The organism is Neobacillus niacini (assembly GCF_030817695.1).
Lineage (GTDB): Bacteria > Bacillota > Bacilli > Bacillales > Cytobacillaceae > Neobacillus > Neobacillus niacini_F.
On record NZ_JAUSZQ010000002.1, the window covers coordinates 1,525,001 to 1,551,595 of the forward strand.

Below are 26,595 nucleotides of genomic sequence, written 5' to 3' on the forward strand. Positions count from 1 at the left end.
CCGGTTTTGGATTTGCGGGGACGGATTGAAACGGCCGAGAAGTTAGGAGCCGCAGCTGGACAATATTTAAGGTGAACTCGTTTTTACAAACTTCTTCTGAAATTATCTAGTTTTGAGGGAATGAATTTTTTTTAAAAAACCTCTTGAAAAATATCGAAAAAGACAATATAATAGATTTTGCCTTTGAGAAAACAGTCTGGTAATAATGGCGAGAAGGTCACACCCGTTCCCATACCGAACACGGAAGTTAAGCTTCTCAGCGCCGATGGTAGTTGGGACTTTGTCCCTGTGAGAGTAGGACGTTGCCAGGCTTATATATGGAGGATTAGCTCAGCTGGGAGAGCATCTGCCTTACAAGCAGAGGGTCGGCGGTTCGATCCCGTCATCCTCCACCATAATATCTTAATAAAATAAACTACAATATATGCCGGTTTAGCTCAATTGGTAGAGCAACTGACTTGTAATCAGTAGGTTGGGGGTTCAAGTCCTCTAGCCGGCACCATGCTCCTTACTTCGTTGGTTCATATCAGCGGCAGCATAGAACATTAGTTATCATATAAGTGCCAATTATATGAGCCATTAGCTCAGTTGGTAGAGCATCTGACTTTTAATCAGAGGGTCGAAGGTTCGAGTCCTTCATGGCTCACCATTTTAAATCAATATGCGGGTGTGGCGGAATTGGCAGACGCACCAGACTTAGGATCTGGCGCCGCAAGGCGTGGGGGTTCGACTCCCTTCACCCGCACCAATTAATCTAATACGCGGAAGTAGTTCAGTGGTAGAACACCACCTTGCCAAGGTGGGGGTCGCGGGTTCGAATCCCGTCTTCCGCTCCAATGTTGCCGGGGTGGCGGAACTGGCAGACGCACAGGACTTAAAATCCTGCGGTAGGTGACTACCGTACCGGTTCGATTCCGGTCCTCGGCACCAAGTTTTTTGCAAAAGCAAAATAACTTACATTAAAAATATTGCGCCCGTAGCTCAATTGGATAGAGTGTCTGACTACGGATCAGAAGGTTATGGGTTCGACTCCTTTCGGGCGCGCCATATTTTACGGGAAGTAGCTCAGCTTGGTAGAGCACTTGGTTTGGGACCAAGGGGTCGCAGGTTCGAATCCTGTCTTCCCGACCATTCTTCTAAAATAACAAAATGGGGCCTTAGCTCAGCTGGGAGAGCGCCTGCTTTGCACGCAGGAGGTCAGCGGTTCGATCCCGCTAGGCTCCACCAAAGTTTTTTCACTTTAGTGAAAATAACCTACAATTTATTAAATATTTGGCGGTGTAGCTCAGCTGGCTAGAGCGTACGGTTCATACCCGTAAGGTCGGGGGTTCGATCCCCTCCGCCGCTACCAAATAATTTATTTATAGAACTTCTACTTGGACCTTTAGCTCAGCTGGTTAGAGCAGACGGCTCATAACCGTCCGGTCGTAGGTTCGAGTCCTACAAGGTCCACCAGTAATTTTATATAATATGGAGGAATACCCAAGTCCGGCTGAAGGGATCGGTCTTGAAAACCGACAGGCGGGTTAAACCGCGCGGGGGTTCGAATCCCTCTTCCTCCGCCATACTATTACTTCAGCAAAATGAAACAATTTTTATTGTCGCGGGGTGGAGCAGTCTGGTAGCTCGTCGGGCTCATAACCCGAAGGTCGCAGGTTCAAATCCTGTCCCCGCAACCAATGTAAGTTATTTTCAAGAAAAACACTTGAAAAAACCTCGGTCTGGTAGTTCAGTTGGTTAGAATGCCTGCCTGTCACGCAGGAGGTCGCGGGTTCGAGTCCCGTCCAGACCGCCATTTTTATTAAGATGGCAAAATATAGTGGCTCAGTAGCTCAGTCGGTAGAGCAAAGGACTGAAAATCCTTGTGTCGGCGGTTCGATTCCGTCCTGAGCCACCATTTATATTTAGATTGCAACTATTATGATGGCGATTGTGGCGAAGTGGTTAACGCACCTGATTGTGGTTCAGGCATTCGTGGGTTCGATTCCCATCAGTCGCCCCATCTATTTATTTTATTTTTCGCGGGTGTAGTTTAGTGGTAAAACCTCAGCCTTCCAAGCTGATGTTGTGAGTTCGATTCTCATCACCCGCTCCAATTTATGGGCCTATAGCTCAGCTGGTTAGAGCGCACGCCTGATAAGCGTGAGGTCGATGGTTCGAGTCCATTTAGGCCCACCAGAATTTTTTGTGAGCAAAATAACTTTCAATTGTTCCGCAGTAGCTCAGTGGTAGAGCTATCGGCTGTTAACCGATCGGTCGTAGGTTCGAGTCCTACCTGCGGAGCCATTTTTTATGGGGAAGTACTCAAGAGGCTGAAGAGGCGCCCCTGCTAAGGGTGTAGGTCGGGTAACCGGCGCGAGGGTTCAAATCCCTCCTTCTCCGCCATAAAATATAAGGCCCCTTGGTCAAGCGGTTAAGACACCGCCCTTTCACGGCGGTAACACGGGTTCGAATCCCGTAGGGGTCATACAAAAAGGCTGATGATATTTTATCATCAGTTTTTTTGTTTTTATTTTTGTCATTCTAATACTACAATCGATTATATATACCTCAATTAGTTCTAATTTCTATAGTGACCGAAACGTTGAACCAAACGGAAGTCAGGTCACTATAGCAGACCTAGAGTGACCTAAATATTGAAGCAAACTAGTTTTGGGTAATAATAAAACGATTTTAATTATATTAAATGCTAAATCAACCTATCTCCAATGTACCCTACTAGGGACCGTATATATTCGTCGTAAATCAAACTTAGTCACTCCTAGTGCAGTTCAAGTAAGCAAATCGCCTGTTGGCGCCTGTTGGTATCTCTAATGAGTTATTCAGGCTATTTTAACCTTCTAAATACTCCCATTAAGGTCACTAAAGTCTCCATAAAATGCCACGTTGCAAAATTCCTTATAATTTGTGCCACCACTTTTACCCATTGGCTCTTTTAAAACTGAATGTTGATTTCACTGTGTTTGGAAAATAAGCGGAGAATTTCCGTTTAAATTGGGAAATACCCATATTTCCTTAAAAATAAGTGGAGTTTTTCCGCTTATTGTATCTAAATCCTTGGAATTTGTCTTATTTTAAGTAGTTAACCGGAATATCTCCGCTTATATCTGATTCTTAAGCTTCCTCTATATACAATAGCCGGAAATTCTCCGCCTATGAATTCTCAACCCTATTCGAAAATCAACAATGAATAATAACAGAGCCTACCCGTTAAATAATCATCTCATTTTATCTTTTAAATTGCCTTGTTATATAAGAAAAACAAACATTCCAATCCTTTGAAACGCTCATAGCTTGTCCAAGACTTGAGAGTGCATTTTTCTAAGTAATATACTATATCTATATAATATTCTTCCTTCCGGCGATACCAAGAAAAACGTTGACAACGCTTACATTCACTGGATATTCAATGCTTTTACATGTAAAAGTTTCTTATAAATTAAATAATATTTTTTACCCAAAAATTCAAAAAAACTTTATATATTTTTGTCGGTTGCTGATGAATTCCTTGTTCATTCCTGTCGAAAGCTGTTGAAATTAAGTGGAATATGACAGTCTGTATATTTTATTGTCAGAAAAGATAAAAAAGTTTTACAAGAGATATTTGTATTTTGCACTTATAATTAACCCTTGAAATACATTTTCACAAGGATGAGGTTAATAATGGCAGTGAATACTTTATATCCAACAGACTATCAGTTGCATTTATTTCATGAGGGGAACCTTTTTCAAAGTCACCAGCTGTTTGGAGCACACGTCTTTAAAGAATCTGACAAAGTATATACACGTTTTTGTGTGTGGGCCCCTAATGCTAAACAAGTAAGGCTGGTTGGAAGTTTTAATAACTGGAATGGAGAAGGTTACGATTTACATAGGGTAAACAATGAAGGTGTATGGATTATTGTTATTAATCAAGACCTGAATGGCTGCCTCTATAAATATGAAATAATCACAGCACAAAATGAAAGACTTTTAAAATCAGATCCATATGCATTTTATTCTGAACTGCGGCCAAATACCGCATCCATCGTTTATTCTTTGAGAAATTACGATTGGCAGGATAATCATTGGATGCACAGAAAACAAAAAAGAAATATCTTATCTGAACCACAGATCATCTATGAGGTGCATTTTGGTTCATGGAAAAAACATGATAATGGTGATTTTTTAACATATAAGGAAATGGCCGAAGAACTCATACCTTATGTGCTTGAACATGGATTTACACATATTGAGTTATTACCGCTTATCGAGCACCCTTTTGACGGATCATGGGGATATCAGGGTACTGGCTACTTTTCAGCAACCTCTCGCTACGGCACACCAAAGGACTTTATGTACTTTGTAGACCAATGTCATCAGAATGGAATTGGCGTCATTCTTGATTGGGTTCCTGGTCACTTTTGTAAGGATTCACATGGATTATACCGTTTTGATGGCTCACATATTTATTCTTACGAAACAGAGTATGACAGGGAAAATCAAGTTTGGGGAACTGCAAACTTTGATCTTGGAAAAGGAGAAGTACAAAGTTTCCTTATCTCCAATGCATTTTTTTGGATAGATTACTTTCATATTGATGGGTTTAGGATGGACGCAGTTGCAAACATCATATATTGGCCGAATTCATCTGAAAACCTTGAAAACCCATTTGGAATCGAATTTCTTAAAAAGTTAAATATAGAAGTTCATCAATATGATCCAACCTTCGTCATGATTGGGGAGGATTCAACAGATTTCCCTAATGTTACTGCACCTGTCCATTATGGAGGATTAGGCTTCGATTATAAATGGAATATGGGCTGGATGAATGACATTTTAAAATACATGGAAACACCGCCATTTGCACGTGAAAGTGTTCATAATAAAGTAACTTTTTCGCTCCTCTATGCCTTTTCTGAAAACTTTATGCTCCCATTGTCACACGATGAAGTGGTCCATGGTAAAAAGTCATTGTTAGATAAAATGCCGGGTGATTACTGGGAGAAATTTGCACAGCTGCGCTTGCTCCTAGGCTATATGTTCGCTCATCCTGGCAAGAATCTTTTGTTTATGGGATTTGAACTAGGTCAGTTTTCAGAATGGAAAGACAAAGAACAGCTAGATTGGAACTTACTAGATTATGAGATGCACCAAAATGTAAATCTATATGTTAAACAATTAACAAAACTCTATAAACGGTCTAAAGCATTGTATGAGCTTGACCACATGCATGAAGGTTTTGAATGGATTGACTGTAATAACTATAGCCAATCAGTCTTTTCTTTTATTCGGAAAGGTAAAACAGAAAATGATTATTTAGTTATCATTTGTAATTTTACAGGAGTGCACTATCCAGAGTATAAGATTGGCGTACCTGCTCAAGGCGAGTTTCGTGAAATTTTTAATAGTGACGATACTGACTTTGGCGGCGCTGGATTTATTAATAAGAAAACATTTATGGCTTCAGAAGAGCCATTTCATGGAAGACCATATTCCGTTAATGTGACGATACCGCCTTTTGGCTTTCAGATCATTCGACCGGTGAAAAAACGAAAGGAGAGAAAAGGTAATGGGAAAGAAAAAGTGCGTGGCAATGCTATTGGCAGGAGGGAAAGGAAGCAGACTTAACTCACTTACAAAGGATTTAGCAAAGCCTGCTGTTCCATTTGGAGGAAAGTACAGAATCATTGATTTTCCATTAAGCAATTGTGCTAATTCAGGTATTGATACAGTAGGAGTCTTAACTCAGTATCAACCTTTGCTTTTAAATTCGTATATAGGTATTGGCAGTGCTTGGGACCTAGATCGAAAAGATGGAGGGGTAACCGTTTTACCCCCGTATGCTGAAACTTCTGAGGTAAAGTGGTATACCGGAACTGCAAGTGCTATTTATCAAAACCTTAATTATTTAAAGCAATACCAGCCTGAATATGTGCTCATTCTTTCAGGTGACCATATTTACAAAATGAATTATGAGACTATGCTTGATTATCATATTGAGAAAAGGGCAGATGTAACCATTTCATTAATTGAAGTTCCATGGGCGGAAGCAAGCCGTTTTGGGATTATGAACACAAACGAGGAATTAAGAATAACAGAGTTTGAGGAAAAGCCAGCAGAGCCAAAAAATAATTTAGCTTCGATGGGCATTTATATTTTTAGCTGGAATATACTGAAAGAATATCTTGAGATGGACGCTAGAAATTCTAAATCTTCACACGATTTTGGTAAAGACATCATTCCAACTCTCTTAGATGAAAATAAGAAATTATACGCCTATCCTTTTAAAGGCTATTGGAAGGATGTAGGTACAGTTAAGAGTCTTTGGGAAGCAAATATGGATCTATTGAATGACGAATGTGATTTAGATCTATTTGATCATGATTGGAGAATTTATTCTGTCAATCCTAACCAGCCTCCACAGTATATCTCTCCTGAAGCAATTGTTAAGGAATCTCTAATTAATGAGGGCTGTACGATTGAAGGAGAAATTGATAATTCGGTTTTATTTCAAGGAGTTAGTGTTGGTAAAGGATCCATTATTAAAGAATCTGTAATCATGCCAGATGCGGTAATTGGTGAAAACGTAAAGATTGAAAAAGCGATTGTTCCAAGTGATGTTATTATCCCAGATGGGACCGTAATTCGTTCATTTGATGATGAAATTATCCTTGTTACTGAAGAAATGTTAAGTGGGTTATATCCTGCTTTTTAATATACGGGAGGGACTAGTATTGAAGAGAAAGCTATTAGGTGTAATTGACGCAACAACGTACCATGAAGATCTAGAGGACCTTTTGACACATCGATCACTTGCAGCCCTACCATTTGCAGGACGTTATCGAATTATTGATTTTGTACTTTCAAATATGGTCAATTCAGGAATAAGAAGTGTAGCCATTTTTCCTAAAATGACCTACCGTTCGTTAATGGATCACCTCGGTTCAGGAAAGAACTGGGACTTAAATCGAAAGCGTGATGGACTTTTCTTTTTTCCAACTCCCGTAGTCGATTCAGATATAAATAAAATAGGTACGTTTGAAAACTTTGCTGCAAATTTAGATTTCTTTTACCGCAGTTCTCAAGAATATTCTATTATTACGAATTGTTATACCGTTTTCAATATGGATTTTAAACCATTGCTAGATTGGCATATCCATTCAGGGTGCGATATTACTGAAATTCACCATGAAGATGGTACTCCGATGGAAATGTATTTAGTGAAAACATCCTTACTCATTAAGTTAATTGAAACGAGAAATGAAACAGGATATACATGTATGAGAGATGTGGTCCTAGACCCTGAACATCAATACTCCATCTGCAGCTATGTCTATTCCGGTTATGCAGTTATGATAGATTCCATTCAAAACTACTTTTCTACTAGTTTAAATTTATTAAATTCCGATGTCTGGAAGCAATTATTTATTAAAGAACAGCCTATCCTTACAAAGGTGAAAGATGAGCCGCCAACAAGATATTTAAAAGGTTCAGCTGTACAAAATGCCATGATCGCCAATGGCTGCTTAATTAATGGTACCGTTGAAAATAGTATCATCTCAAGGGGCGTTAAAATTGGAAAAGGGGCAGTTATTAAGAATTGCATTATCATGCAAAAATGCGTGATTGAAGATAATTGTTACCTTGATTCCGTTATTTTAGATAAAGATGTAAAGGTTGAGGCTGGTACAAACTTAACTGGTACAGCCAGAGACCCTTTTGTCGTACGAAAAGGTACGAAACAAGGAGCGTTGATGAAATCGTGAAAGTATTATTTGCAGTTTCAGAATGTGGACCATTTGCAAAATCAGGGGGGCTTGCGGACGTTGCAGGCTCCCTGCCTAAAGAATTAAAAAGTCTTGGTACGGACGTAAGGGTTATCCTGCCGAAGTATGGTACTATTGCCGATGATTTTAAAGCAGATATGGAAAAAATTAAAGAATTCACAGTACCTGTTGGCTGGAGAAATCAATATTGCGGGATTGAGGAGCTTTCCTATGAGGGAGTAACTTACTACTTTGTTGATAATGAGTATTATTTTAAACGCGAAGGATTTTATGGATATTACGATGATGGCGAGAGATTCGCTTATTTTAATCGGGCTGTGTTGGAAGCTTTGGCACATCTTGATTTTTATCCAGATGTACTTCATTGCCATGACTGGCATACAGCGATGATTCCGTTTTTATTAAGACAGGAGTATTACAAGCGAAAAGGGTACGGACTTATTCGTACTGTTTTCACGATTCATAATCTGCAATTTCAGGGTATTTTTCCACGAGAGGCGCTTTCTGACTTGCTTGGATTAGATTGGGGAGCATTCCACCCAGAAAACTTAGAGTTTTTCGGTTGTATTAATTTTATGAAGGGTGCTCTTGTAGCGGCCGACGAAATTACAACAGTAAGCCCAACTTATAAACAAGAAATCCAAACACCTGCGTATGGTGAAAAATTGGATGGTCTTTTAAAAACAAGAGAAGATGATCTCGTTGGAATTTTAAATGGTATCGATGATAAATTCTATAATCCTGCCGACGATTCACTTATCTATAAAACGTACACAGTTAATAACCTTGAAAATAAGGCAATTAATAAAAGTGAAATCCAAAAATTCTTTGGGTTGCCACAAAAACCAAATACACCGTTAATGGTGATGATTACTCGGCTGACAAAACAAAAGGGATTAGATCTCGTTAAGTGTGTTTTAAATGATATTCTCCATGAAGATATCCAAATGGTAGTTCTAGGGACAGGAGACTATGCTTATGAGGAGTACCTGCGTCATGCAGCAAACTCAACACCAGATAAATTAAAGGTTCATATCGGATTTAGTGAGGGTCTGGCTCACAAGCTATATGCAGCGGCAGATCTGTTTCTAATGCCTTCCCTATTTGAGCCATGTGGTCTGGGTCAATTAATCGCTATGAGATACGGTGCGGTGCCAATTGTACGTGAAACAGGCGGGCTAAATGATACCGTACAATCTTGGAATGAGAAAACCGATGAGGGAAATGGGTTTTCTTTTAAAAATTTTAATGCCCATGACATGCTATATACGATTAGAAGGGCATTACACTTTTATCATGACCCAGCTTGGGAAACGATTGTTCAAAAAGCGATGGAAAAAGATAATAGCTGGGCCCAGTCTGCATTTAAGTACAATCAGCTTTATGCAGAGCTGATCTCGAGGAGTGAAACCCATGTTTTCTAATACAACAGAGTTTAAGAACACTTTCTTAAAGAGGTTGAATATGGTATGCGGTAAGAGCTTCTCAGAGAGCTCAGAGCGTGACCATTACCAAACCCTTGGGATTATGATTCGGGAATTTGTTAGTAACGATTGGATTAAAACGAATGAACGATACCTTGCTGCAAAAGAGAAGCAAGTTTATTATCTTTCGATTGAATATTTATTAGGTAAGCTCCTGCGGCAAAATTTAATAAACTTGGGAATCGAAGAAACTGTACAAGTTGGACTTAGTGAACTTGGTATCGATTTAAATAATCTAGAAGAACTAGAAAGTGATGCAGGTTTAGGAAATGGCGGCTTAGGTAGATTAGCCGCTTGTTTTCTTGATTCCCTAGCTTCTCTTAATCTCCCAGGACATGGTCATGGCATTCGTTATAAACATGGACTATTTGAACAGAAAATTGTGGATGGCTATCAAGTAGAATTACCAGAGCAATGGCTCAGAAGCGGTAATGTTTGGGAAGTCCGGAAGGCTGACCTAGCTGTTAAAATACCATTTTGGGGTAAGGTGGAAGGAAGAACAGAGAACGGCCGTCTTGTATTTCAACATTTGAATGCTGAAACCGTTACTGCCGTTCCACATGATATGCCGGTTATTGGATTTAATTCAGAGACAGTTAATACGTTAAGATTGTGGAATGCAGAGCCATCTCAATTTCCTGTTCATGATGATATTTTAAAGTACAAACGGGAAACGGAATTAGTATCAGAATTTCTTTATCCTGATGATACCCATGATGAAGGGAAAATACTACGGCTCAAGCAGCAGTATTTTTTAGTATCCGCGAGTATTCAATCCATTATCAAAACGTATCGAAAACAACATGGAAACTTAAAGGAACTTCATCAGCATGTTTGTATTCACATTAATGATACCCACCCAGTTTTGGCTATTCCAGAACTAATGAGAATCTTAGTTGATGAGGAAGGGTTTGATTGGGATCTTGCCTGGTATATTACGAGGCATACGATTTCCTATACGAACCATACGACATTATCGGAAGCATTGGAAAAATGGCCAATTCGGATTTTTCAGCCGCTGCTGCCTCGAATTTATATGATTATAGAAGAAATAAATGAACGGTTTTGCGGAGAATTATGGGATAAATATACAGGGGACTGGGATAGGATTGCAAAGCTGGCGATCATTGCTGATGGCTATGTGAAAATGGCTCATTTAGCGATTGTGGGGAGTTTTAGTGTTAATGGGGTTGCCAAGCTGCATACAGAAATTCTAAAGACTCGTGAAATGAATCAATTTTATCAATTGTTTCCGGAGAAATTCAATAATAAAACAAATGGAATTGCCCATCGGCGCTGGCTGCTGAAAGGAAATCCGGATCTATCAAATTTAATTACTGATTCCATTGGTTCTTCTTGGACTCAATCACCTGCAGATTTATTACAATTACTTAAATATCAAAACGATTCCTCTTTCATGGAGCAGCTATTGAAAATAAAAAAGGATAATAAGCAACGGCTTGCTGAAGTAATCCAGAGTAAGAATGGCATTGTTGTAGATTCCTCTGCTATCTTTGATGTCCAGGTTAAACGCCTGCATGCCTATAAAAGACAGCTTCTAAAGGTATTACATATTATGTATCTTTATAATCGGATAAAAGAGGATTCTAGTTTTTCAATGGTACCAAGAGTATTCATTTTTGGTGCTAAGGCATCCCCGGGTTATTATTATGCAAAGAAGATCATTAAGCTCATTAATACAGTAGCAGAAAAGGTTAATAATGACCCATTTATTGGCGATAAGATGAAGGTAGTTTTTCTTGAAAATTATCGCGTTTCGCTCGCGGAAAAGGTCTTCCCGGCTGCTGATTTAAGTGAACAAATTTCTACCGCGAGTAAAGAAGCATCGGGTACAGGTAATATGAAGTTTATGATCAACGGAGCGCTGACAGTAGGAACAATGGATGGAGCCAATATTGAAATTCATGAATTGGTCGGAGAAGAGAACATCTTTACGTTCGGACTTTCTGCTGATGAGGTCCTTCACTATTACCAGCATGGAGGCTATCAATCGATTGAATATTATCACCATGATAGTCGTATCCGCCAGGCTGTTGATCAGCTCGTAAATGGATTTTTCCCCGGTGTTTATAACGAATTTGAACCAATCTTTGATTCATTGCTGGAAGAAAATGACCAATACTTTGTACTAAAGGATTTTGCCTCCTATGCAGACACTCAAAAGAGAATTGGTGAGACGTTTAGGGACCAGCAAATTTGGCAAAAGAAGTGTCTGATTAACATCGCCAACGCCGGTTATTTCTCAAGTGATCGGACAATCAAAGAGTATGCGGACGATATTTGGGGTATTAAACCTCTATAATAAAAAGGCATCTGCTGTTGTAATAGCAGGTGCCTTTTATTATTTAGGAAACAAAGTGTCCAAGAAAAATTCCAATGGCCAGTAAAAAGCCAAAGATTGTATTGGTTTGTGCAGTTGCTTTCATAGCTGGAGCCATTTGAATTGGAGAAACACCAGCTTTAAAACCTTTGATTGCTTTCAACGCCTTAGGAATACTTAGAAGCACGATTAATGTCCAAATCGGAGCAATATCGGCGAAGATTAAACCTACTATCCAAAGAAATGAAAAAATGAACATATAACCCATTAAGGTAACGGCCTTATTTTTGCCTAATAAAATGGCTAGTGTTTTTCGTCCATTTTCTTTATCGCCCTCTAAATCCCTAATGTTATTAGAAAAATTAATAGCACCAACTAGGACTAAAATAGGAACTGAAATCAGGATGCTACAGGTTGTGACGGTTCCAGTTTGGATAAAGAATGAAATTAGAATGATTAACATACCCATAAAGAACCCTGCAAAAATCTCTCCAAATGGAGTATATGCGATTGGAAAGGGTCCTCCTGTATATAAATAACCAACCGCCATACATACAAGCCCGACAGCAGCCAGCCACCAGCTAGTACTCATACAAATATAAACCCCAATTAATAAAGCAATTCCATAGAGGCTTAGCGCGAGCTGCATGACCGTTTTCGGCTTAATTCCATCACGGACAATGGAACCGCCAATACCGATTGAATGCTCATTGTCGAGTCCACGTTTAAAATCATAATACTCATTGAACATATTAGTAGCTGCTTGGATTAATAAACTGGCGATTAACATGGCAAAGAAAAGACCAAAATGTATTTCTCCATGTGAAAGTGCCAGTGCTGTGCCTAGGAAAACTGGAACAAATGATGCAGTCAAGGTATGGGGACGGGTCATTTGCCACCAAACCTGAAAACCGCGATTCGATTCAACAGCAGGCTTTGAACTGTGCTGTAAATTTGGCTGCATTATCTTCTCTCCCTTTTATCTATTATCTATAGTAAAATCATTCATTTTGTACTATTGTCTAAAGACTGTCCAAACCTTAGTTTATGGAATTTGCCAACTACAGTCAATTATTTTTTATTAGTGAAATTAGTAGATAATTCCTGCTTGATTAGTAATGAGTGTTTGGAGGGAAAATGAAATAAACGGATGTAAATCAAATACACCCCTGCTCGGATTGAATTAAGATATAATAAGGTAGTCATGAGTATACTTAGTGACAAGTATTACTGACTTCTTTACAATAAAGTAGTATGTTTTAAATTAGGCTTAAAAATGAATGGATAACAGTCACTTGACTGTTTTGGAGGGATTTTTTTGGTTACCATTCAGGAAACGGAATTAAAGGAAAGAGGTATCTCGGCAGTCACCACTGCTCAAAAACTAGGTCGCCCCATTTTAATAAGCGAAGTTCATAAAATGGACAGAATGGATCCCTTATCCTTTTTCAATCGTGGAAGAGAGCGCTATCTTGGGGAACGTTTCTATTGGAAAGACCCATCAGAAGAGGTTGTGCTTGTTGGCATTGGCATAACAAAACAAATTCAGTCGGATCAGGCTACTGACCGCTTTTTTCATGTTGAAGAAGAGTGGAGGGAATTTTTAAAGGATGGATTAATCTTTAACCCATTCAATGAAAATGGCTTGGGACCTGTTATGTTTGGCGGGTTTTCCTTTGATCCACTTAAGGCAAAAACAGCACTTTGGTCTAAATACGCTGATTCTCTATTCCATGTTCCAAAATATATGTTAACAATTGTTAAGGGACAAACGTATTTAACGACGAATATTGTTTGTACTCCAAATGATGATTATACATTTTTTGAAAAAGTAATAAGCGAGCGAACCCAGCTGCTAACATCTCTAAAACAAGACACCCATATAAACCCGCCTAAACTCCTAGAAATGAAAGAAATATCACCCCAGAAATGGAAACAGACTGTGGATGAGGTGGTAGAGGATTTGAAAACCGGTTCATTGAAAAAGGTAGTGCTGGCACGCGAATTAAGATTATTGTTTAATCATCAAGTGAAAGCAGATGTTATTCTTGAAAATTTATACAATCAACAGCGAGATAGCTTTATTTTTGTTTTTGAATCAAACGGAGATTGTTTTATCGGCGCCACACCTGAAAGACTTGTGAAGAAACAAGGAAAGAATGTATTTTCAACCTGTCTGGCAGGTTCAATAAGACGCGGTAAAAACGAAGAGGAAGACCATTTTTTAGGGCAAACATTACTAAATGATCAGAAAAACCTGAATGAGCACGGATTTGTGGTTGAAATGATTAAGGAAGCATTAGAAGAATCATGTGAGGAAATTATCCTGCCAGATAAGCCTCAGTTAATGAAAATCCGGGATATTCAACATCTTTATACACCGGTTATCGGCAAATGTCAAAAGGATGCTTCGCTGCTTTTATTAGTGGAACGACTTCATCCAACTCCTGCGCTAGGGGGTCTCCCTAAACAAGAAGCTGTTGAAAAAATTAGACAGGTAGAGGAACTGGATCGTGGTTTCTATGCAGCACCGCTGGGATGGGTAGATTATCGAGGAAATGGCGAGTTCTCTGTTTCAATCCGTTCTGGTCTCATTCAAGGTAAAGAGGCTTCATTATTTGCAGGGTGTGGTGTAGTAGCAAATTCTGACTCGGAAAGTGAATACCTGGAAACAAGCTTAAAATTTAGACCGATGCTTCGCGCGCTTGGAGGAAAATAAATATGAACCATCAAGAATCATTAACAGCTTATTTAGCAGCATTTGTATCAGAGTTAGTGCAGACAGGATTAATGGATGTTGTCGTCAGTCCGGGATCAAGATCGACCCCGATGGCAATGGTCATGGCCGAACATCCGGAGATAAATCTCCATATTCATGTGGATGAACGTTCTGCTGCTTTCTTTGCGCTGGGAATAGCTAAAGTTACGAATAAGCCTGTAGCGATATTATGCACTTCCGGTACGGCAGCAGCGAACTATTATCCTGCAATCATTGAAGCACGCTATTCACGTGTACCATTACTTGTCCTAACCGCAGACCGGCCACATGAGCTAAGGGAAGTAGGTGCACCACAGGCAATTGACCAAATTCATTTGTATGGTCAGCATGTAAAATGGTTTGCAGACATGGCATTGCCAGAAAGTAGTACTGAAATCATCCGCTATGCCCGTACTATTGGAGCACGGGCCGCTGCAATAGCCAGCCAAGCTCCTGCTGGCCCAGTCCATTTGAATTTCCCGTTCAGGGAACCGCTGATACCTAAATTAGATGAAGATATCTTTCAGTTGATAGAGCGGCCAACGGGTTATGTCAAAGTTCGAAATGGAGAATTAACGATTCGTGAGGATGAGATTAAGGACATTTCTTTGAAACTAAAGGGTTATAAAAAGGGAATCATCGTTTGCGGCAATATTGCTGACGACCGTTTTGCTCAGGCTGTCACACACTTATCAGACATGTTAAAGTTTCCAATCTTAGCAGACCCTTTATCACAACTTAGAAGTGGACAACATCCTCTTGAAAATATAGTGGAAACATATGATACATTTTTAAGAAATGAAGACGCTAAAGTCTATCTGAAACCAGATGTAATCCTGCGCTTCGGAGCAATGCCCTTATCAAAAGCACTTACCATTTTCTTAAAGGAAAACCATCAAGCGGAACAGTTTGTCATAGATGGTGCTGGAGGCTGGCGTGACCCATCATCATTATCTACGGAAATGATATATTGTAATGAAACGATCTTCTGTGAGCAGATGTTAGCCTTTAGTGAAAAAAGGACTTCTAGTGAATTTTTAGAGAATTGGCTGGCGGTTAATCATCTTACAAAAGCAAACATGGCGCTGATTAAGGATAGTCAGCAATTAAGTGAAGGCCGATTGTTCTATCAATTAGCGGATATGCTTCCAGAGGGGGCAACATTGTTTGTTGGTAACAGCATGCCTATTAGAGATTTAGATAGTTTCTTTCTTAATAACCAAAAATCAATCAAAGTCATCGCAAATAGAGGAGCAAATGGCATTGATGGAACGGTATCTACGGCTTTAGGTGCAGGATTATACTCAAAACCTTTATATCTCGTCTTAGGGGATTTAACCTTTTTCCATGATTTAAATGGGTTGATTGCCTCGAAGTTATATGGGATTGATGTCAAGATTATTGTAGTAAACAATAATGGCGGCGGAATTTTCTCCTTCCTGCCACAATCGCAGCATCCTAAGCATTTTGAACTTTTATTCGGTACACCGTTAAACTTAGACTTTGAGCATGCCGTCCGGATGTTTAATGGTGACTTTACTAGAATAACGGATTGGGAACATCTACAGGAACTTATGCGCCATTCAACCGATGTAAAAGGATTAAATGTATATGAAGTGGTAACAAACCGTGAGAGTAACTTAGCAGAGCATCGCGAATTTTGGCGAATTGTTTCCGAGGAAATATCAAACTTTGTCAAAGGTGTTCGTTAATGCGCATAAAGGTTAAAAATATATCTTACCATGTCGAAGTGTGTGGGGAAGGGTTTCCACTACTTTTATTACACGGCTTTACTGGAGATTCCTCCACTTGGACACCTTTTTGTCCAGTTTGGGGCAAGCATTCAAAATTAATCATTCCAGATATTATCGGTCATGGTGAAACAGAATCACCAGATAATATAAATCATTATAAAATAGAATCTGCTGCTGAAGACTTGATTTTACTATTGGATCAGCTTCAAATTGAAAAAATTGACCTTCTTGGATATTCGATGGGGGGCAGATTAGCACTGACTCTTGCAATTTTATATCCAGAGAGGGTTAGAAAGCTTGTTTTAGAGAGTGCGTCACCTGGATTGAAAACAGATGAAGAAAGAATACTGCGCCGTATGAAAGACAAGGAACTAGCAAACTTTATTAAAGACCAAGGGATTTTGTCCTTTGTTGACTATTGGGAAGTAATTCCGCTTTTCTCTACTATGAGAAGTCTGCCTAACTCAATTAAAGAATCAATTAGAGAGCAGCGGCTGTCCAATAATGCTCAGGGCCTTGCGAACAGCTTATTAGGAATGGGGACAGGTTCTCAAGCCTCATGGTGGGAAAAGTTGGACCTGCTAGGCTGTGAAGTGTTATTGTTGACAGGAGAAAAGGATGAAAAGTTCTGTAAGATCGCCGAAAAAATGGCAGAGGAAATAAATAAAGCTTCATGGATTGTCATTAATGATTGTGGTCATGCAATTCATGTGGAATCAAAAGAAAAATTTGGTACAATAGTAAGTGACTTTTTGTCAAACTAAAACCAAGGAGGAAGATCGTTTTGACAGTAGAATGGATTGCAGGACGTAAATATGATGAAATCTTATATGAAACATATAACGGAATCGCAAAAATTACGATTAATCGCCCACATGTACATAATGCATTCACACCAAGAACCGTTGCGGAATTAATCGATGCTTTTGCCTATGCACGTGATGATTCAAGTGTAGGAGTAATCGTACTAACAGGTGCCGGAGACAAAGCGTTTTGTTCAGGTGGAGACCAAAAGGTACGTGGACATGGCGGCTATGTTGGAGAAGACCAAATTCCTCGCCTAAATGTTCTTGATCTTCAACGTTTAATCCGTGTGATTCCGAAACCAGTAATTGCAATGGTTAAGGGTTACGCAATTGGTGGCGGACACGTCCTTCACGTAGTTTGCGATTTAACGATTGCTGCAGATAATGCTGTTTTTGGTCAAACAGGTCCGAATGTAGGAAGCTTTGATGCTGGTTATGGCTCAGGCTATCTTGCTAGAATTATCGGTCATAAAAAGGCACGCGAAATTTGGTACCTATGCCGACAGTATAATGCACAGGAAGCACTTGATATGGGCTTAGTAAATACGGTTGTTCCACTTGATAGAGTAGAAGAGGAAACAATCCAGTGGTGTAATGAAATTCTAGAGAAAAGCCCAACAGCGCTTCGTTTCTTAAAGGCTGCTATGAATGCCGACACAGATGGCTTAGCCGGTCTACAGCAATTAGCTGGTGATGCAACACTTCTTTACTATACAACAGAAGAGGCAAAAGAAGGCCGTGACGCCTTTAAAGAAAAACGTAAGCCTGACTTTGGTCAATTCCCACGTTTCCCTTGATTTAAAAATGTTTGCAGCTTGATGGACTCCATCAGGCTGTTTTTATATCGAAAAACGGAAGCACCTAGGCGCTTCCGTAAACAATAGGAAGGTGAAGTTCTATGCAATTTGATACCATGCCTAATTTATTGAAAAAGAGAGTATTTCTAACACCGGATAGAACTGCAATCTATTTCAATGAAGAAACCATAACGTTTAAGGAATTATATGAAAAATCCTTACAAACCGCCGGTAAGCTACAAGGTTTAGGGGTGAAAAAGGACCAATTTGTCGGAGTTCTATTAAAAAATCATCTTGATACAGTTGTGATTTTATTTGCCCTTCAGCTGCTTGGGGTTAAGGCAGTCATTCTTAATAATCGATTAACGACAAAAGAATTGATTTGGCAGGTGAATGATGCAAGAGCGGCTTCACTAATTTTAGATAACGACTTCGAGCAAATAAAAAAAGAAGTCACCATTCCCGCTGTGACAAAGGACCAGTTGTTTGCCGCAACTTCAGTAACTCCAGAAATACAGGAAGAAATTAATTTAAATGATGTCTGTACGGTCATGTATACATCAGGTACAACGGGAAATCCGAAAGGCGTTCTTCATACATATGGCAACCATTGGTGGAGTGCGGTTGGTTCGGCCTTAAACTTAGGGTATACCGATAGTGACCGCTGGCTTTGCAGTGTTCCGCTATTTCATATTAGTGGCTATTCCATTTTAATGAAAAGTGTTATTTATGGAATGCCTGTAATCCTCCATGAAAACTTTGATGCCAAACGAGCGATAAATGATATTAAAAACAAACATGTTACGATTATGTCAGTGGTAGGAACAATGCTTTATCGGCTTGTTGAAGCCCTTGAGCTTGAGGGGTGTCAACTTCCAAAACATTTTCGCTGTGCGCTATTAGGAGGCGGTCCTGCACCGTTACCGTTGTTAGAGGCATGCAAGGCAAAAGAAGTGCCGGTATTTCAATCCTACGGGATGACAGAGACTGCTTCACAAATCGTTACATTAGCTCCAGAGTACAGTATCATAAAACTAGGTTCGGCAGGTAAGCCATTATTTCCTTCACAACTTGAAATCATTTTGGAGGATGGCCGAATGGCATCACCCAGGGAAGCGGGTGAAATAGTGGTGAAGGGCCCAAACGTCACTTCAGGTTATTTGTATCGACCAGATGCCACACAGGTCAATTTTAACGATGGGTGGTTTCATACAGGAGACATTGGCTATTTGGATGGGGAAGGCTTTTTATATGTGCTTGACCGGCGTTCCGATCTCATTATCTCAGGCGGGGAAAACATATATCCTGCCGAAATTGAATCCGTTTTATTAGCTCATCCGGATGTTGCTGATGCTGGTGTTACAGGTTTCGATGATGAAACATGGGGACAGGTTCCCGCGGCTTTTATTGTTCGCAAAAAAAATGCACATATTACGGAGGTAGAACTAAAACAGTTTTGTCTAGAAAACTTGGCGAAATACAAAGTACCAAAGTCGTTCTATTTTACGGACAAACTTCCAAGGAATGCTTCTAAAAAACTTCTTCGCAGGAAGCTATCTGAATTAGTTCAGGAGGGCAGGATTCATAAATGAGAATAGCCCAAATTAAACTTAGAGTGATAACTATGGCATTGAAGTCCCCCTTTTACACTCACTTAGGTACGGTCACAGAGCGTGAAGGGATTATTGTAGAAGTAATCGATTCAAACGGCGTTTCCGGATACGGGGAGGGTGTCGCTTTTTCTACACCATGGTATACAGAAGAGACTGTGGAGACTAGTTTACATATTATGGGGGATGTATTAATCCCGTTGCTCAAAAACCAGCCAATTAATCATCCTGAAGACGCAGCTATTCTATTTCAGTCAGTAAGGAGAAACCATATGGCCAAGGCGGGGTTAGAGATGGCCATTTGGGATTTGTATGCAAAACAGAGCTCTAAATCTCTTGCTGCAGTCATTGGAGGAACAAGAGAGAAAATTGCTTCTGGTGTTGTAGTTGCATCTGATTCACTCAAGAGTTGTCTTAATCAGATTGAAAAATATTTAGAAGAAGGATATCAGAGATATAAGATTAAGATTAATCCTAATCAGGATTATTCATTGCTAGCGGAAATACGCCGACGTTATCCAGAACTTCCCCTTATGGCAGATGCCAATTCTGCTTATACTTTAAGAGATATAGACAGATTAAAGGCACTAGATGACTTTAATCTGTTGATGATCGAACAACCGCTGGCTAGTGACGATATCATTGAACATGCACTACTTCAAAAAGAAATAACTACACCTATCTGTTTAGACGAAAGTATTGTCAGCTTTAATGATGCAAAAAATGCTATTGAACTAGGCAGCTGTAAGATTATTAATATTAAAGCAGGCAGAGTGGGAGGACTCTACGAAGCCAAGAGAATTCATAATTTTTGCCTTAGCAGGGGTATCGAGGTTTGGTGCGGGGGAATGATCGAATTTGGAATATCTCGTGCGCATAACATAGCACTTGCTTCATTACCTGGCTTTACCATCCCTGGTGATATTTCTGCTTCTAAACGATTTTGGGAGGAAGATATCATTACACCTGAAGTGAGTGTTAAAAATGGTTTTGTAGGCGTCCCAGATACACCGGGCATAGGGTTCAGCATTAATGAAAAGAGGCTGAAGGAGACAACGCGAATAGAAAAGGTATTTAAATTTGAAAACAAATAAACCAGACGTAAAGTCTGGTTTACTTTTAACATCTATAGATCCGAAGGTTCGAATGTTTTACAATCAGTTTCTTTACTATTATCAGCTGTTTTCCCTTTGTGGCTGACAACATATATACGATCTGCACTGCATTTATTTCCTTTTGCCCAGAAAGAGCAGTTGTTAACTTCACATAATACATCTTGTGCCATTAGTATCACTCCCTTATAATCATTCGTAATACAAAAATATCTTTTGACTTTTTACGACTTCTCATCCATGTAAGATAAAGGGAACTTATCAATTAATTGTTTAAAGCAGTTTCTAGTGATTCTAAGTTCTGTTCCATTAGAGTAAAATAGGTTTCTTTATCTTTAATGTTTTCTTTTGTTAAGATTCCTAAATTATGAACAGGTAAGGCCTTAGCTCCAATTTCCTTCTGAACAATCTCTGCTAATTTTGATTGGACGTTTTGTTCAAAGAGGATGTAATGCAGACCTTGTTCATCGGCCATAGCTATGATTTTTTCTAGTTCTCGCTGTGTAGGTTCATTCGTTGTAGAAAGGCCAGATATACTGATTTCTTCAAGACCGTATCTTTGCTCCCAGTAGCTAAATGCAGCATGAGTGACAAGAATATCCTTATGCTTTGCATTTTGGATAGTGCTTTCAAATTCCGAGTTTAATTGATCTAATTCATCTGCAAGCTTCTGATAATTTTGATCAAACGTCTCTTTGTTTTGAGGCATTTTTTCAATTAAAGAATCCCGAATGACAGCAGCCATTTCCTTGGAATAGACGGGGTCGAGCCATACGTGGGGATTAAAATCTCCCTCACCGTGATCCTCATGGTCGTTATGCTCTTCAGGGTCTTCATGCACTTCATGCTCTTCTTCAACAGGATCCAAAATCAGATTCTCAGCAGTTGGAATTAACGAGACGTTTTCATTTTTTAATGATTCCTTAGCACTTTCTACAAAGCCTTCTAACCCCAAGCCAATGTAGAAAAATAAATCTGAATCTGCGAGCTTAATCATGTCTTTTTGGGATGGTTCAAAGGTATGTTCATCTGCTCCTGGTGGATAAATTGTATGAACATTAACGTATTTTCCACCGATTCTCTCCGTAAAATATTGAAGAGGAAACACAGTAGAATAAATGGTTAACTGATTTTTCTCTTTTTCTAATTGCTCCTTTTCATTACCGCAAGCCGCGAGTACTAAGCTAATAAGTAAAATAAATGGTAAAAGAATAATTTTTTTCATATAAGCTCCTTTATATGTTAATAAACCGGAGTTATTACGATTTAAATTCGAAAAATTTTTAAAGTTAAGACTATATAAAAATGTATAATACGGAACGATTCCGATTTCTTTATGTATCTTACAAAAAAAATACTATAAATGCAAGCATAATATTTTTTCATCCGTTAGAATTTATGTATGCTTATAGTAATCAAAATTTAAGGTGGGATAATTGTGTCAATATTAAATGAAATACTTGATTTTAATCAGAAGTTTGTTGAAAGCCGTGAATATGAGAAATACGAAACAACAAAATTTCCAAATAAACGAATGGTCATTTTAACTTGTATGGATACAAGATTATTGGAGTTATTGCCTAAAGCTTTGAACTTAAATAACGGGGATGTAAAGACGATTAAAAATGCAGGTGCACTTGTATCTCATCCCTTCGGAAGTATTATGAGAAGTATTCTTATCGCAGTTTACCAGCTGAAAGCAGAGGAAGTGCTAGTCATTGCTCACCACGATTGCGGGATGAGTGGATTGAAGGCTGAACCAGTAATAGAAAGTATGATGAGCCGGGGGGTAACAGAGGAAACGTTTGATACCCTTAACTATTCTGGGATAGATATTAAAAAATGGCTGCATGGATTTGATAATGTTACAGAAAGCGTGGAGCATAGCGTGGATGTAATAAGAAACCATCCGTTAATGCCAGAAGGTGTGCCGGTGCACGGGTTAGTTATAGACCCAAAAACAGGAAAACTTGACCTTGTTGTCGATGGCTACCAAAGTTAATTTTCCTTTTTTTCTGGCACCGGATCTATGCCGCCTGGATGAAAAGGATGACATTTTAGAATTCTCTTTACTGTAAGCAAGCCCCCTTTTAAAGCTCCAAACCGTTGAACCGCTTCTAACCCATAATGTGAACACGTGGGATAAAAACGACAACTTGGCGGTTTAATAGGGGATATGACAACTTGATAAAATCGAATAACAGAAATAAAAATCTTTTTAAACATAGGGGAAATCTCCCTTCAACAAATTACTTAAAAGATATCACAAATAGAAAAAAACGTCTAAATTGTTAATTATATCTAAGTTGATGTAAAAACTCGGATTTTATAGTATGATACTATTTAGATGTGATTAAGGAGTGGGAATAATGCCTTCAGTAGAAAGCTTTGATTTAGATCATAATGCGGTTAAAGCACCGTATGTTAGACATTGTGGTGTCCATAAAGTAGGCAGCGATGGTATTGTTAACAAATATGATATTCGTTTTTGCCAGCCTAATAAACAGGCCATGAAGCCTGATGTCATTCATACATTAGAACATCTGCTTGCTTTTAATCTCCGTGCACACTTAGAGAAATATAATCATTTCGATATTATTGATATTTCACCTATGGGCTGCCAAACAGGCTACTATTTGGTTGTGAGCGGTGAGCCAACTGTTGAAGAAATTATTGACCTTCTTGAAGATACAATGAAGACAGCAGTTGAAATAACTGAGATTCCAGCAGCAAACGAAAGACAATGCGGTCAAGCGAAGCTCCATGATTTAGAAGGGGCAAAACGTTTAATGCGTTTTTGGCTTGAGCAAAGTAAAGAAGACTTAAAGCAAGTTTTTGCGTAAAACTAAAATTAAGCATCAGGGCTAGATTAATAAAAAATTCCTATTCGTATTGAATAGGAATTTTTTTACTGCCTATTTTCATTATCTACATTATTTTCGTTCTTTAAATAAGGATTATCGTCGAGTGGATCTACTGTATGTTTAAATTTATATGCCTTTGACGTAGTAATAACTGCCAGCAAAAGAACCACGATAATGATAATAATGCTTACCACAAATATCGTATACATATTTTGTCCTCCCTTTCCCCTACTATATTTTAGCATGGTTTGACCCTTTTTTAACAAAAAAAAGGAACTGACAATAGCAGTTCCAAATTTGAGTGGTATGTAATTAGTGGATATTTCTTGGATAATAAGTATGGGTGCGCTGCTGGCCGTACTCTTCCTGGGCGAATTTACCTTTTAAGCTCTCGATTAAATAAAGCCCCATTAGATCGTATAATTCTTGTTTATCCATCTCTTTAATTAAGTGCAGCAAATCCTCATGTGACATTTCTTCTAAGAAGGCGAATGCTAACATATCAATATCTTCTTCATCACCTGTCAGCTTGTCTCGATACATCTGAAATAATTCATCGACTAACCTCATTTTGTTTCACCTCCAAAGAATTTTTAAAATCTTTTCCTTACTTATTCAATTCCCTTAATGATGAAAAATATCCTCTATGGCTGAAGCAAAAGTTTTAAAAAATGGCGAAAAAACTATTTTCTTAATATTATGATAATTATACACTAATCATTTCTAAAAAATGAGTCGAAATTTGAAAAAGAATAAATTTTATTTGATTGTGGGAAATTTTAAATACTATTAGTAAGGGGATGACAAAATGGCTGAGCAAAAAAAGACATATTATATAGACGTTGGGCATGGACAAATATCGCAAAGTGCAACAGCTTCTGCTTGGAACTTTAAGATTCAGGCTAATGATGAGGAAATTATCCAGCTTCGTGAGCTGTTTGATCAAAATTATTCAACCGAATGGCAAAACTTCTTTAGAGCCCATGTACCATATGTTCAATACCATTATGACCGTGAAAACGACGCATATGACAATACAATTAATCAAGTGTATGGGATGATTTACAAACTGGGCGATGAGGAAGCAAGAAATCATATTGAATCTATGAACATCTTACCAAAACAAGGTTAAAAAGAGCGGAAAATCCTATTAATAAGGATTTTCCGTTTTTTCGATTATAATAATTAAATAAGAGGTACCAACGGGGTGAGGATAGGTGAGACATTTTTTAGATGTATTAGGGAACAAAGTTGAGCTTTCATTCTCAAGCAATGCCTTTGAGCAGGAAGCGAAACATGTATTTGTGATATGTGACTATTTAGATGGTTGGTTATTAACAAAGCATACCGTTCGAGGACTGGAATTTCCAGGAGGTAAAGTCGAACCTAGGGAGTCCCTCAAAGAAGCGGCTATCCGTGAGGTTTATGAGGAGACGGGAGCCACCTTGGAGGACATTTCACAAATTGCTGAATATAGAGTTACTGACGAAAAAAATACTTTTGTAAAGGCTGTATTTTGGGGGAAAATAAAATCAGTACATAAAATGAATAGCTACTACGAGACACAAGGGCCGGTATTAGTAAAAGGTGATCTGTTAGTTTTGCGTTTTGGTGAAGAGTACAGCTTTATTATGAAGGATGATGTGGTGGCAGAATGTATGAAGTATATCTATAAGCTGCAACACGAAAAAGAATAGCGACAAATTTAGATAAGCCGCTATTCCTTGATAAGTTTTTTTTCTAATAGCTCTACAAGCTGATACATGATGGTTGCAACGACCGCGATCACCAGCAAGGATAAAAAGACCAGGGTAAAATTAAAGACTTGAAAGCCATAAATAATAAAGTAACCGAGTCCTCTGGATGAAACTAAAAATTCACCAACAATGACACCGACCCATGATAACCCGACATTTACCTTTAAGGTTGAAATAATGGTTGGAAAACTAGCAGGAAGAATGGCTTCCTTAAAGCATTGAAGACGAGTCGCTCCAAATGTTTGCAGGACCTTTAAATAGTTAGGGTCGACCTCTTTAAATGAGGTATAAACCACAATGGTTGTAATGATAACTGAGATGATTGCTCCCATTGCGATTATGGAAGGATATCCAGGACCCAGGGCTACAATTAATATCGGGCCTAATGCCACCTTTGGCATCGCGTTTAGAATGACGAGATAGGGGTCAATAATTTTTGATAGCATCGGTGACCACCAGAGCAATGCTGCTAGTATCGTTCCGAGTAACGTACCTAAAATGAATCCAAAAATAGTTTCCGTTAGGGTTACTCCAAGATTGGACATTAAGGAACCATCCTGTAATTTTTCGAGAAATAAATCCCATATTTTTGATGGAGAGCTGAAGAGTAAAGGATCTATCCAACGCTTTTGACTTGAAATCTCCCAACTAGAAAAGAAGAGTAAGAAAATGACGACCTGGTAAAAACGAACCCATCTTTTTTCCACCGTTATCGAATGTAAATAATTTTTATGGAGGAGGTTCACACTATTTTTTTCCTGTTTCAAGTGAATCCAACTCCTTCCATATTTTCTGAAAGATACTTGAAAATGCTTCATGATTTCTAGCGTTAAATGGGGATACGTTTCTTAGTTCATCTGGCATTTCAAATACTTTATGAATTTTGCCCGGACTTGGTGAAAAAAGCACAACCCGATCACTCATCGCTATCGCCTCACCAATATCATGTGTGACAAGAATGGCTGTTTTTCCAAAGGAGTCGAGTGTGTTTGATACAAGATCTTCCAGCTTTAGCTTCGTTTGGTAATCTAATGCTGAAAATGGTTCATCCAGCATGAGCAGCTTTGGCTCCGTTGCAAGTGTTCTTACGAGCGCAGCACGCTGCCTCATACCACCCGATAGCTGCTTAGGCAACTGTGTCTCAATGCCACTTAAACCCATTTGGTTTAATAAGTCGATAGCTGCTTTTTTTGTTTGCTCATTCAATTGTTTGGATAATTTTAGACCAATAAGGATATTCTCTTCAATGGTTTTCCATGGAAATAGATAATCCTGTTGAAGCATATAGCCGATTTGGTTCTTTAGCCCCGTTATTCGTTTATTTTCAAGCAAAACCGTTCCTTGTGTAGGCTTTATAAGCCCGGCAATAATCGAAAGTAAGGTTGTTTTTTCCACAGCCGCTAGGGCCGAGGAAGGTAACAAATTCCCCTTCCTCTACTTGCAAGGTAATATCGGAGAGGGCCGTGGTTGCAGAGGCTTTAGTGAAATAAGTGTGATGAACATTCTTAACCCTTAAGAAGCTCATTTGGACGGCCTCCCATTT

At 38.8% G+C, this 26,595-nt stretch carries 22 protein-coding genes, 21 tRNA genes, 1 rRNA gene and 1 pseudogene; 37 read left to right on the forward strand and 8 right to left on the reverse strand.

Features of this window, described 5'->3' with window-relative positions:
* The first annotated feature begins 195 nt into the window (after positions 1-195).
* The 27 genes from rrf to QFZ28_RS07900 all read left to right on the forward strand — a co-directional run bounded on the left by rrf (position 196) and on the right by QFZ28_RS07900 (position 11,576).
* Positions 196-311 (forward strand): 5S ribosomal RNA (gene rrf, locus QFZ28_RS07770).
* 8 nt (positions 312-319) lie between these two features.
* Positions 320-395, forward strand: a tRNA-Val gene (locus QFZ28_RS07775).
* A gap of 31 nt (positions 396-426) precedes the next feature.
* Positions 427-502, forward strand: a tRNA-Thr gene (locus tag QFZ28_RS07780).
* A 71-nt stretch (positions 503-573) separates the two neighbouring features.
* Positions 574-649, forward strand: a tRNA-Lys gene (locus tag QFZ28_RS07785).
* A 14-nt stretch (positions 650-663) separates the two neighbouring features.
* A tRNA-Leu gene (locus tag QFZ28_RS07790) sits at positions 664-748 on the forward strand.
* A gap of 13 nt (positions 749-761) precedes the next feature.
* Positions 762-836: transfer RNA gene (locus QFZ28_RS07795), tRNA-Gly, on the forward strand.
* Between the two features lie 5 nt (positions 837-841).
* Positions 842-930 (forward strand) — tRNA-Leu (locus tag QFZ28_RS07800).
* A 40-nt stretch (positions 931-970) separates the two neighbouring features.
* Positions 971-1,047, forward strand: a tRNA-Arg gene (locus QFZ28_RS07805).
* Between the two features lie 7 nt (positions 1,048-1,054).
* Positions 1,055-1,131 (forward strand) — tRNA-Pro (locus QFZ28_RS07810).
* A gap of 20 nt (positions 1,132-1,151) precedes the next feature.
* Positions 1,152-1,227, forward strand: a tRNA-Ala gene (locus tag QFZ28_RS07815).
* A 47-nt stretch (positions 1,228-1,274) separates the two neighbouring features.
* A tRNA-Met gene (locus QFZ28_RS07820) sits at positions 1,275-1,351 on the forward strand.
* Between the two features lie 27 nt (positions 1,352-1,378).
* Positions 1,379-1,455 (forward strand) — tRNA-Ile (locus QFZ28_RS07825).
* A gap of 17 nt (positions 1,456-1,472) precedes the next feature.
* Positions 1,473-1,565, forward strand: a tRNA-Ser gene (locus QFZ28_RS07830).
* A 37-nt stretch (positions 1,566-1,602) separates the two neighbouring features.
* A tRNA-Met gene (locus QFZ28_RS07835) sits at positions 1,603-1,679 on the forward strand.
* Between the two features lie 39 nt (positions 1,680-1,718).
* Positions 1,719-1,795 (forward strand) — tRNA-Asp (locus QFZ28_RS07840).
* A gap of 26 nt (positions 1,796-1,821) precedes the next feature.
* Positions 1,822-1,897 (forward strand) — tRNA-Phe (locus QFZ28_RS07845).
* 29 nt (positions 1,898-1,926) lie between these two features.
* Positions 1,927-2,002: transfer RNA gene (locus tag QFZ28_RS07850), tRNA-His, on the forward strand.
* Between the two features lie 19 nt (positions 2,003-2,021).
* Positions 2,022-2,095: transfer RNA gene (locus QFZ28_RS07855), tRNA-Gly, on the forward strand.
* A gap of 6 nt (positions 2,096-2,101) precedes the next feature.
* A tRNA-Ile gene (locus QFZ28_RS07860) sits at positions 2,102-2,178 on the forward strand.
* 33 nt (positions 2,179-2,211) lie between these two features.
* Positions 2,212-2,286: transfer RNA gene (locus tag QFZ28_RS07865), tRNA-Asn, on the forward strand.
* A gap of 8 nt (positions 2,287-2,294) precedes the next feature.
* Positions 2,295-2,385, forward strand: a tRNA-Ser gene (locus QFZ28_RS07870).
* A 10-nt stretch (positions 2,386-2,395) separates the two neighbouring features.
* Positions 2,396-2,467 (forward strand) — tRNA-Glu (locus QFZ28_RS07875).
* A gap of 1,196 nt (positions 2,468-3,663) precedes the next feature.
* A complete protein-coding gene (glgB, locus tag QFZ28_RS07880) occupies positions 3,664-5,610 on the forward strand; it encodes a 1,4-alpha-glucan branching protein GlgB (protein ID WP_307194116.1) in 1,947 nt (648 codons plus the stop codon).
* Entirely contained in the window at positions 5,552-6,697 is a 1,146-nt protein-coding gene (locus QFZ28_RS07885; protein WP_307194117.1) for a glucose-1-phosphate adenylyltransferase, read from the forward strand. The genes glgB and QFZ28_RS07885 overlap by 59 nt, the downstream gene beginning before the upstream one ends.
* A 19-nt stretch (positions 6,698-6,716) precedes the next feature.
* A complete protein-coding gene (locus tag QFZ28_RS07890; RefSeq protein WP_307194118.1) occupies positions 6,717-7,748 on the forward strand; it encodes a sugar phosphate nucleotidyltransferase in 1,032 nt (343 codons plus the stop codon).
* On the forward strand, positions 7,745-9,193 hold the full coding sequence (gene glgA, locus QFZ28_RS07895; RefSeq protein WP_307194119.1) for a glycogen synthase GlgA: 1,449 nt from the start codon (positions 7,745-7,747) through the stop codon (positions 9,191-9,193). Before QFZ28_RS07890 ends, glgA begins: the two co-directional genes overlap by 4 nt.
* Positions 9,183-11,576 (forward strand): glycogen/starch/alpha-glucan phosphorylase, encoded by a 2,394-nt coding sequence (locus tag QFZ28_RS07900; RefSeq protein WP_307194120.1) that lies wholly within the window; start codon positions 9,183-9,185, stop codon positions 11,574-11,576. Before glgA ends, QFZ28_RS07900 begins: the two co-directional genes overlap by 11 nt.
* A gap of 43 nt (positions 11,577-11,619) precedes the next feature.
* Here the strand turns inward: QFZ28_RS07900 and QFZ28_RS07905 are convergent, their stop codons facing one another.
* The gene (locus QFZ28_RS07905; RefSeq protein WP_307194121.1) at positions 11,620-12,558 is read right to left on the reverse strand and encodes a 1,4-dihydroxy-2-naphthoate polyprenyltransferase; all 939 of its coding nucleotides are present in this window, start codon (positions 12,556-12,558) and stop codon (positions 11,620-11,622) included.
* A 354-nt stretch (positions 12,559-12,912) separates the two neighbouring features.
* Between QFZ28_RS07905 and QFZ28_RS07910 the strand changes: the two genes are divergently transcribed.
* The 6 genes from QFZ28_RS07910 (at position 12,913) to menC (ending at position 20,413) form a co-directional block, all read left to right on the forward strand.
* A complete protein-coding gene (locus QFZ28_RS07910) occupies positions 12,913-14,313 on the forward strand; it encodes an isochorismate synthase (RefSeq protein WP_307194122.1) in 1,401 nt (466 codons plus the stop codon).
* Positions 14,314-14,315: 2 nt separating this feature from the next.
* Positions 14,316-16,064 carry a 2-succinyl-5-enolpyruvyl-6-hydroxy-3-cyclohexene-1-carboxylic-acid synthase gene (menD, locus tag QFZ28_RS07915; RefSeq protein WP_307194123.1) on the forward strand — a complete coding sequence of 583 codons (1,749 nt, stop codon included), beginning with the start codon at positions 14,316-14,318 and terminating at the stop codon, positions 16,062-16,064.
* Complete coding sequence (gene menH, locus QFZ28_RS07920) at positions 16,064-16,870, forward strand: 2-succinyl-6-hydroxy-2,4-cyclohexadiene-1-carboxylate synthase (protein ID WP_307194124.1); 807 nt, start codon at positions 16,064-16,066, stop codon at positions 16,868-16,870. The genes menD and menH overlap by 1 nt, the downstream gene beginning before the upstream one ends.
* Before the next feature lie 20 nt (positions 16,871-16,890).
* On the forward strand, positions 16,891-17,709 hold the full coding sequence (menB, locus tag QFZ28_RS07925; protein ID WP_307194125.1) for a 1,4-dihydroxy-2-naphthoyl-CoA synthase: 819 nt from the start codon (positions 16,891-16,893) through the stop codon (positions 17,707-17,709).
* 101 nt (positions 17,710-17,810) lie between these two features.
* On the forward strand, positions 17,811-19,301 hold the full coding sequence (locus tag QFZ28_RS07930; RefSeq protein ID WP_307194126.1) for an o-succinylbenzoate--CoA ligase: 1,491 nt from the start codon (positions 17,811-17,813) through the stop codon (positions 19,299-19,301).
* The gene (menC, locus tag QFZ28_RS07935) at positions 19,298-20,413 is read left to right on the forward strand and encodes an o-succinylbenzoate synthase (protein WP_307194127.1); all 1,116 of its coding nucleotides are present in this window, start codon (positions 19,298-19,300) and stop codon (positions 20,411-20,413) included. Before QFZ28_RS07930 ends, menC begins: the two co-directional genes overlap by 4 nt.
* 32 nt (positions 20,414-20,445) lie before the next feature.
* On the opposite strand, the gene QFZ28_RS07940 is transcribed toward menC, so the two are convergent.
* The gene (locus QFZ28_RS07940; protein WP_307194128.1) at positions 20,446-20,604 is read right to left on the reverse strand and encodes a DUF1540 domain-containing protein; all 159 of its coding nucleotides are present in this window, start codon (positions 20,602-20,604) and stop codon (positions 20,446-20,448) included.
* Between the two features lie 92 nt (positions 20,605-20,696).
* Positions 20,697-21,656 (reverse strand): metal ABC transporter solute-binding protein, Zn/Mn family, encoded by a 960-nt coding sequence (locus tag QFZ28_RS07945; protein WP_307194129.1) that lies wholly within the window; start codon positions 21,654-21,656, stop codon positions 20,697-20,699.
* 213 nt (positions 21,657-21,869) lie between these two features.
* Here QFZ28_RS07945 and QFZ28_RS07950 point away from each other — a divergent pair, with 213 nt between their 5' ends.
* Positions 21,870-22,433 carry a beta-class carbonic anhydrase gene (locus tag QFZ28_RS07950; RefSeq protein WP_307194130.1) on the forward strand — a complete coding sequence of 188 codons (564 nt, stop codon included), beginning with the start codon at positions 21,870-21,872 and terminating at the stop codon, positions 22,431-22,433.
* Here the strand turns inward: QFZ28_RS07950 and yidD are convergent.
* A complete protein-coding gene (yidD, locus tag QFZ28_RS07955) occupies positions 22,430-22,657 on the reverse strand; it encodes a membrane protein insertion efficiency factor YidD (RefSeq protein ID WP_307194131.1) in 228 nt (75 codons plus the stop codon). The genes QFZ28_RS07950 and yidD overlap by 4 nt on opposite strands.
* A 143-nt stretch (positions 22,658-22,800) precedes the next feature.
* Between yidD and QFZ28_RS07960 the strand changes: the two genes are divergently transcribed.
* Positions 22,801-23,274: an S-ribosylhomocysteine lyase gene (locus QFZ28_RS07960; RefSeq protein ID WP_307194132.1), complete on the forward strand. Its 474-nt coding sequence runs from the start codon at positions 22,801-22,803 to the stop codon at positions 23,272-23,274.
* Positions 23,275-23,339: 65 nt separating this feature from the next.
* On the opposite strand, the gene ytzI is transcribed toward QFZ28_RS07960, so the two are convergent.
* Both ytzI and QFZ28_RS07970 read right to left on the reverse strand, forming a co-directional pair.
* Complete coding sequence (gene ytzI, locus QFZ28_RS07965; protein WP_307194133.1) at positions 23,340-23,504, reverse strand: YtzI protein; 165 nt, start codon at positions 23,502-23,504, stop codon at positions 23,340-23,342.
* Positions 23,505-23,607: 103 nt separating this feature from the next.
* On the reverse strand, positions 23,608-23,865 hold the full coding sequence (locus tag QFZ28_RS07970; RefSeq protein ID WP_179160128.1) for a DUF6154 family protein: 258 nt from the start codon (positions 23,863-23,865) through the stop codon (positions 23,608-23,610).
* A gap of 238 nt (positions 23,866-24,103) precedes the next feature.
* On the opposite strand from QFZ28_RS07970, the gene QFZ28_RS07975 reads away from it, so the two are divergent.
* Positions 24,104-24,427, forward strand: coding sequence for a hydrolase (locus QFZ28_RS07975; RefSeq protein ID WP_307194134.1), 324 nt, complete (start codon positions 24,104-24,106; stop codon positions 24,425-24,427).
* Positions 24,428-24,512: 85 nt separating this feature from the next.
* Positions 24,513-24,992, forward strand: coding sequence for an RNA deprotection pyrophosphohydrolase (gene ytkD / locus QFZ28_RS07980; RefSeq protein WP_307194135.1), 480 nt, complete (start codon positions 24,513-24,515; stop codon positions 24,990-24,992).
* A 20-nt stretch (positions 24,993-25,012) separates the two neighbouring features.
* Here the strand turns inward: ytkD and QFZ28_RS07985 are convergent, their stop codons facing one another.
* Positions 25,013-25,819, reverse strand: a complete 807-nt coding sequence (locus tag QFZ28_RS07985; protein WP_307194136.1) for an ABC transporter permease — start codon at positions 25,817-25,819, stop codon at positions 25,013-25,015.
* A pseudogene (locus tag QFZ28_RS07990) lies at positions 25,800-26,577 on the reverse strand (ABC transporter ATP-binding protein). Before QFZ28_RS07990 ends, QFZ28_RS07985 begins: the two are co-directional and overlap by 20 nt.
* Positions 26,578-26,595 lie beyond the last annotated feature (18 nt).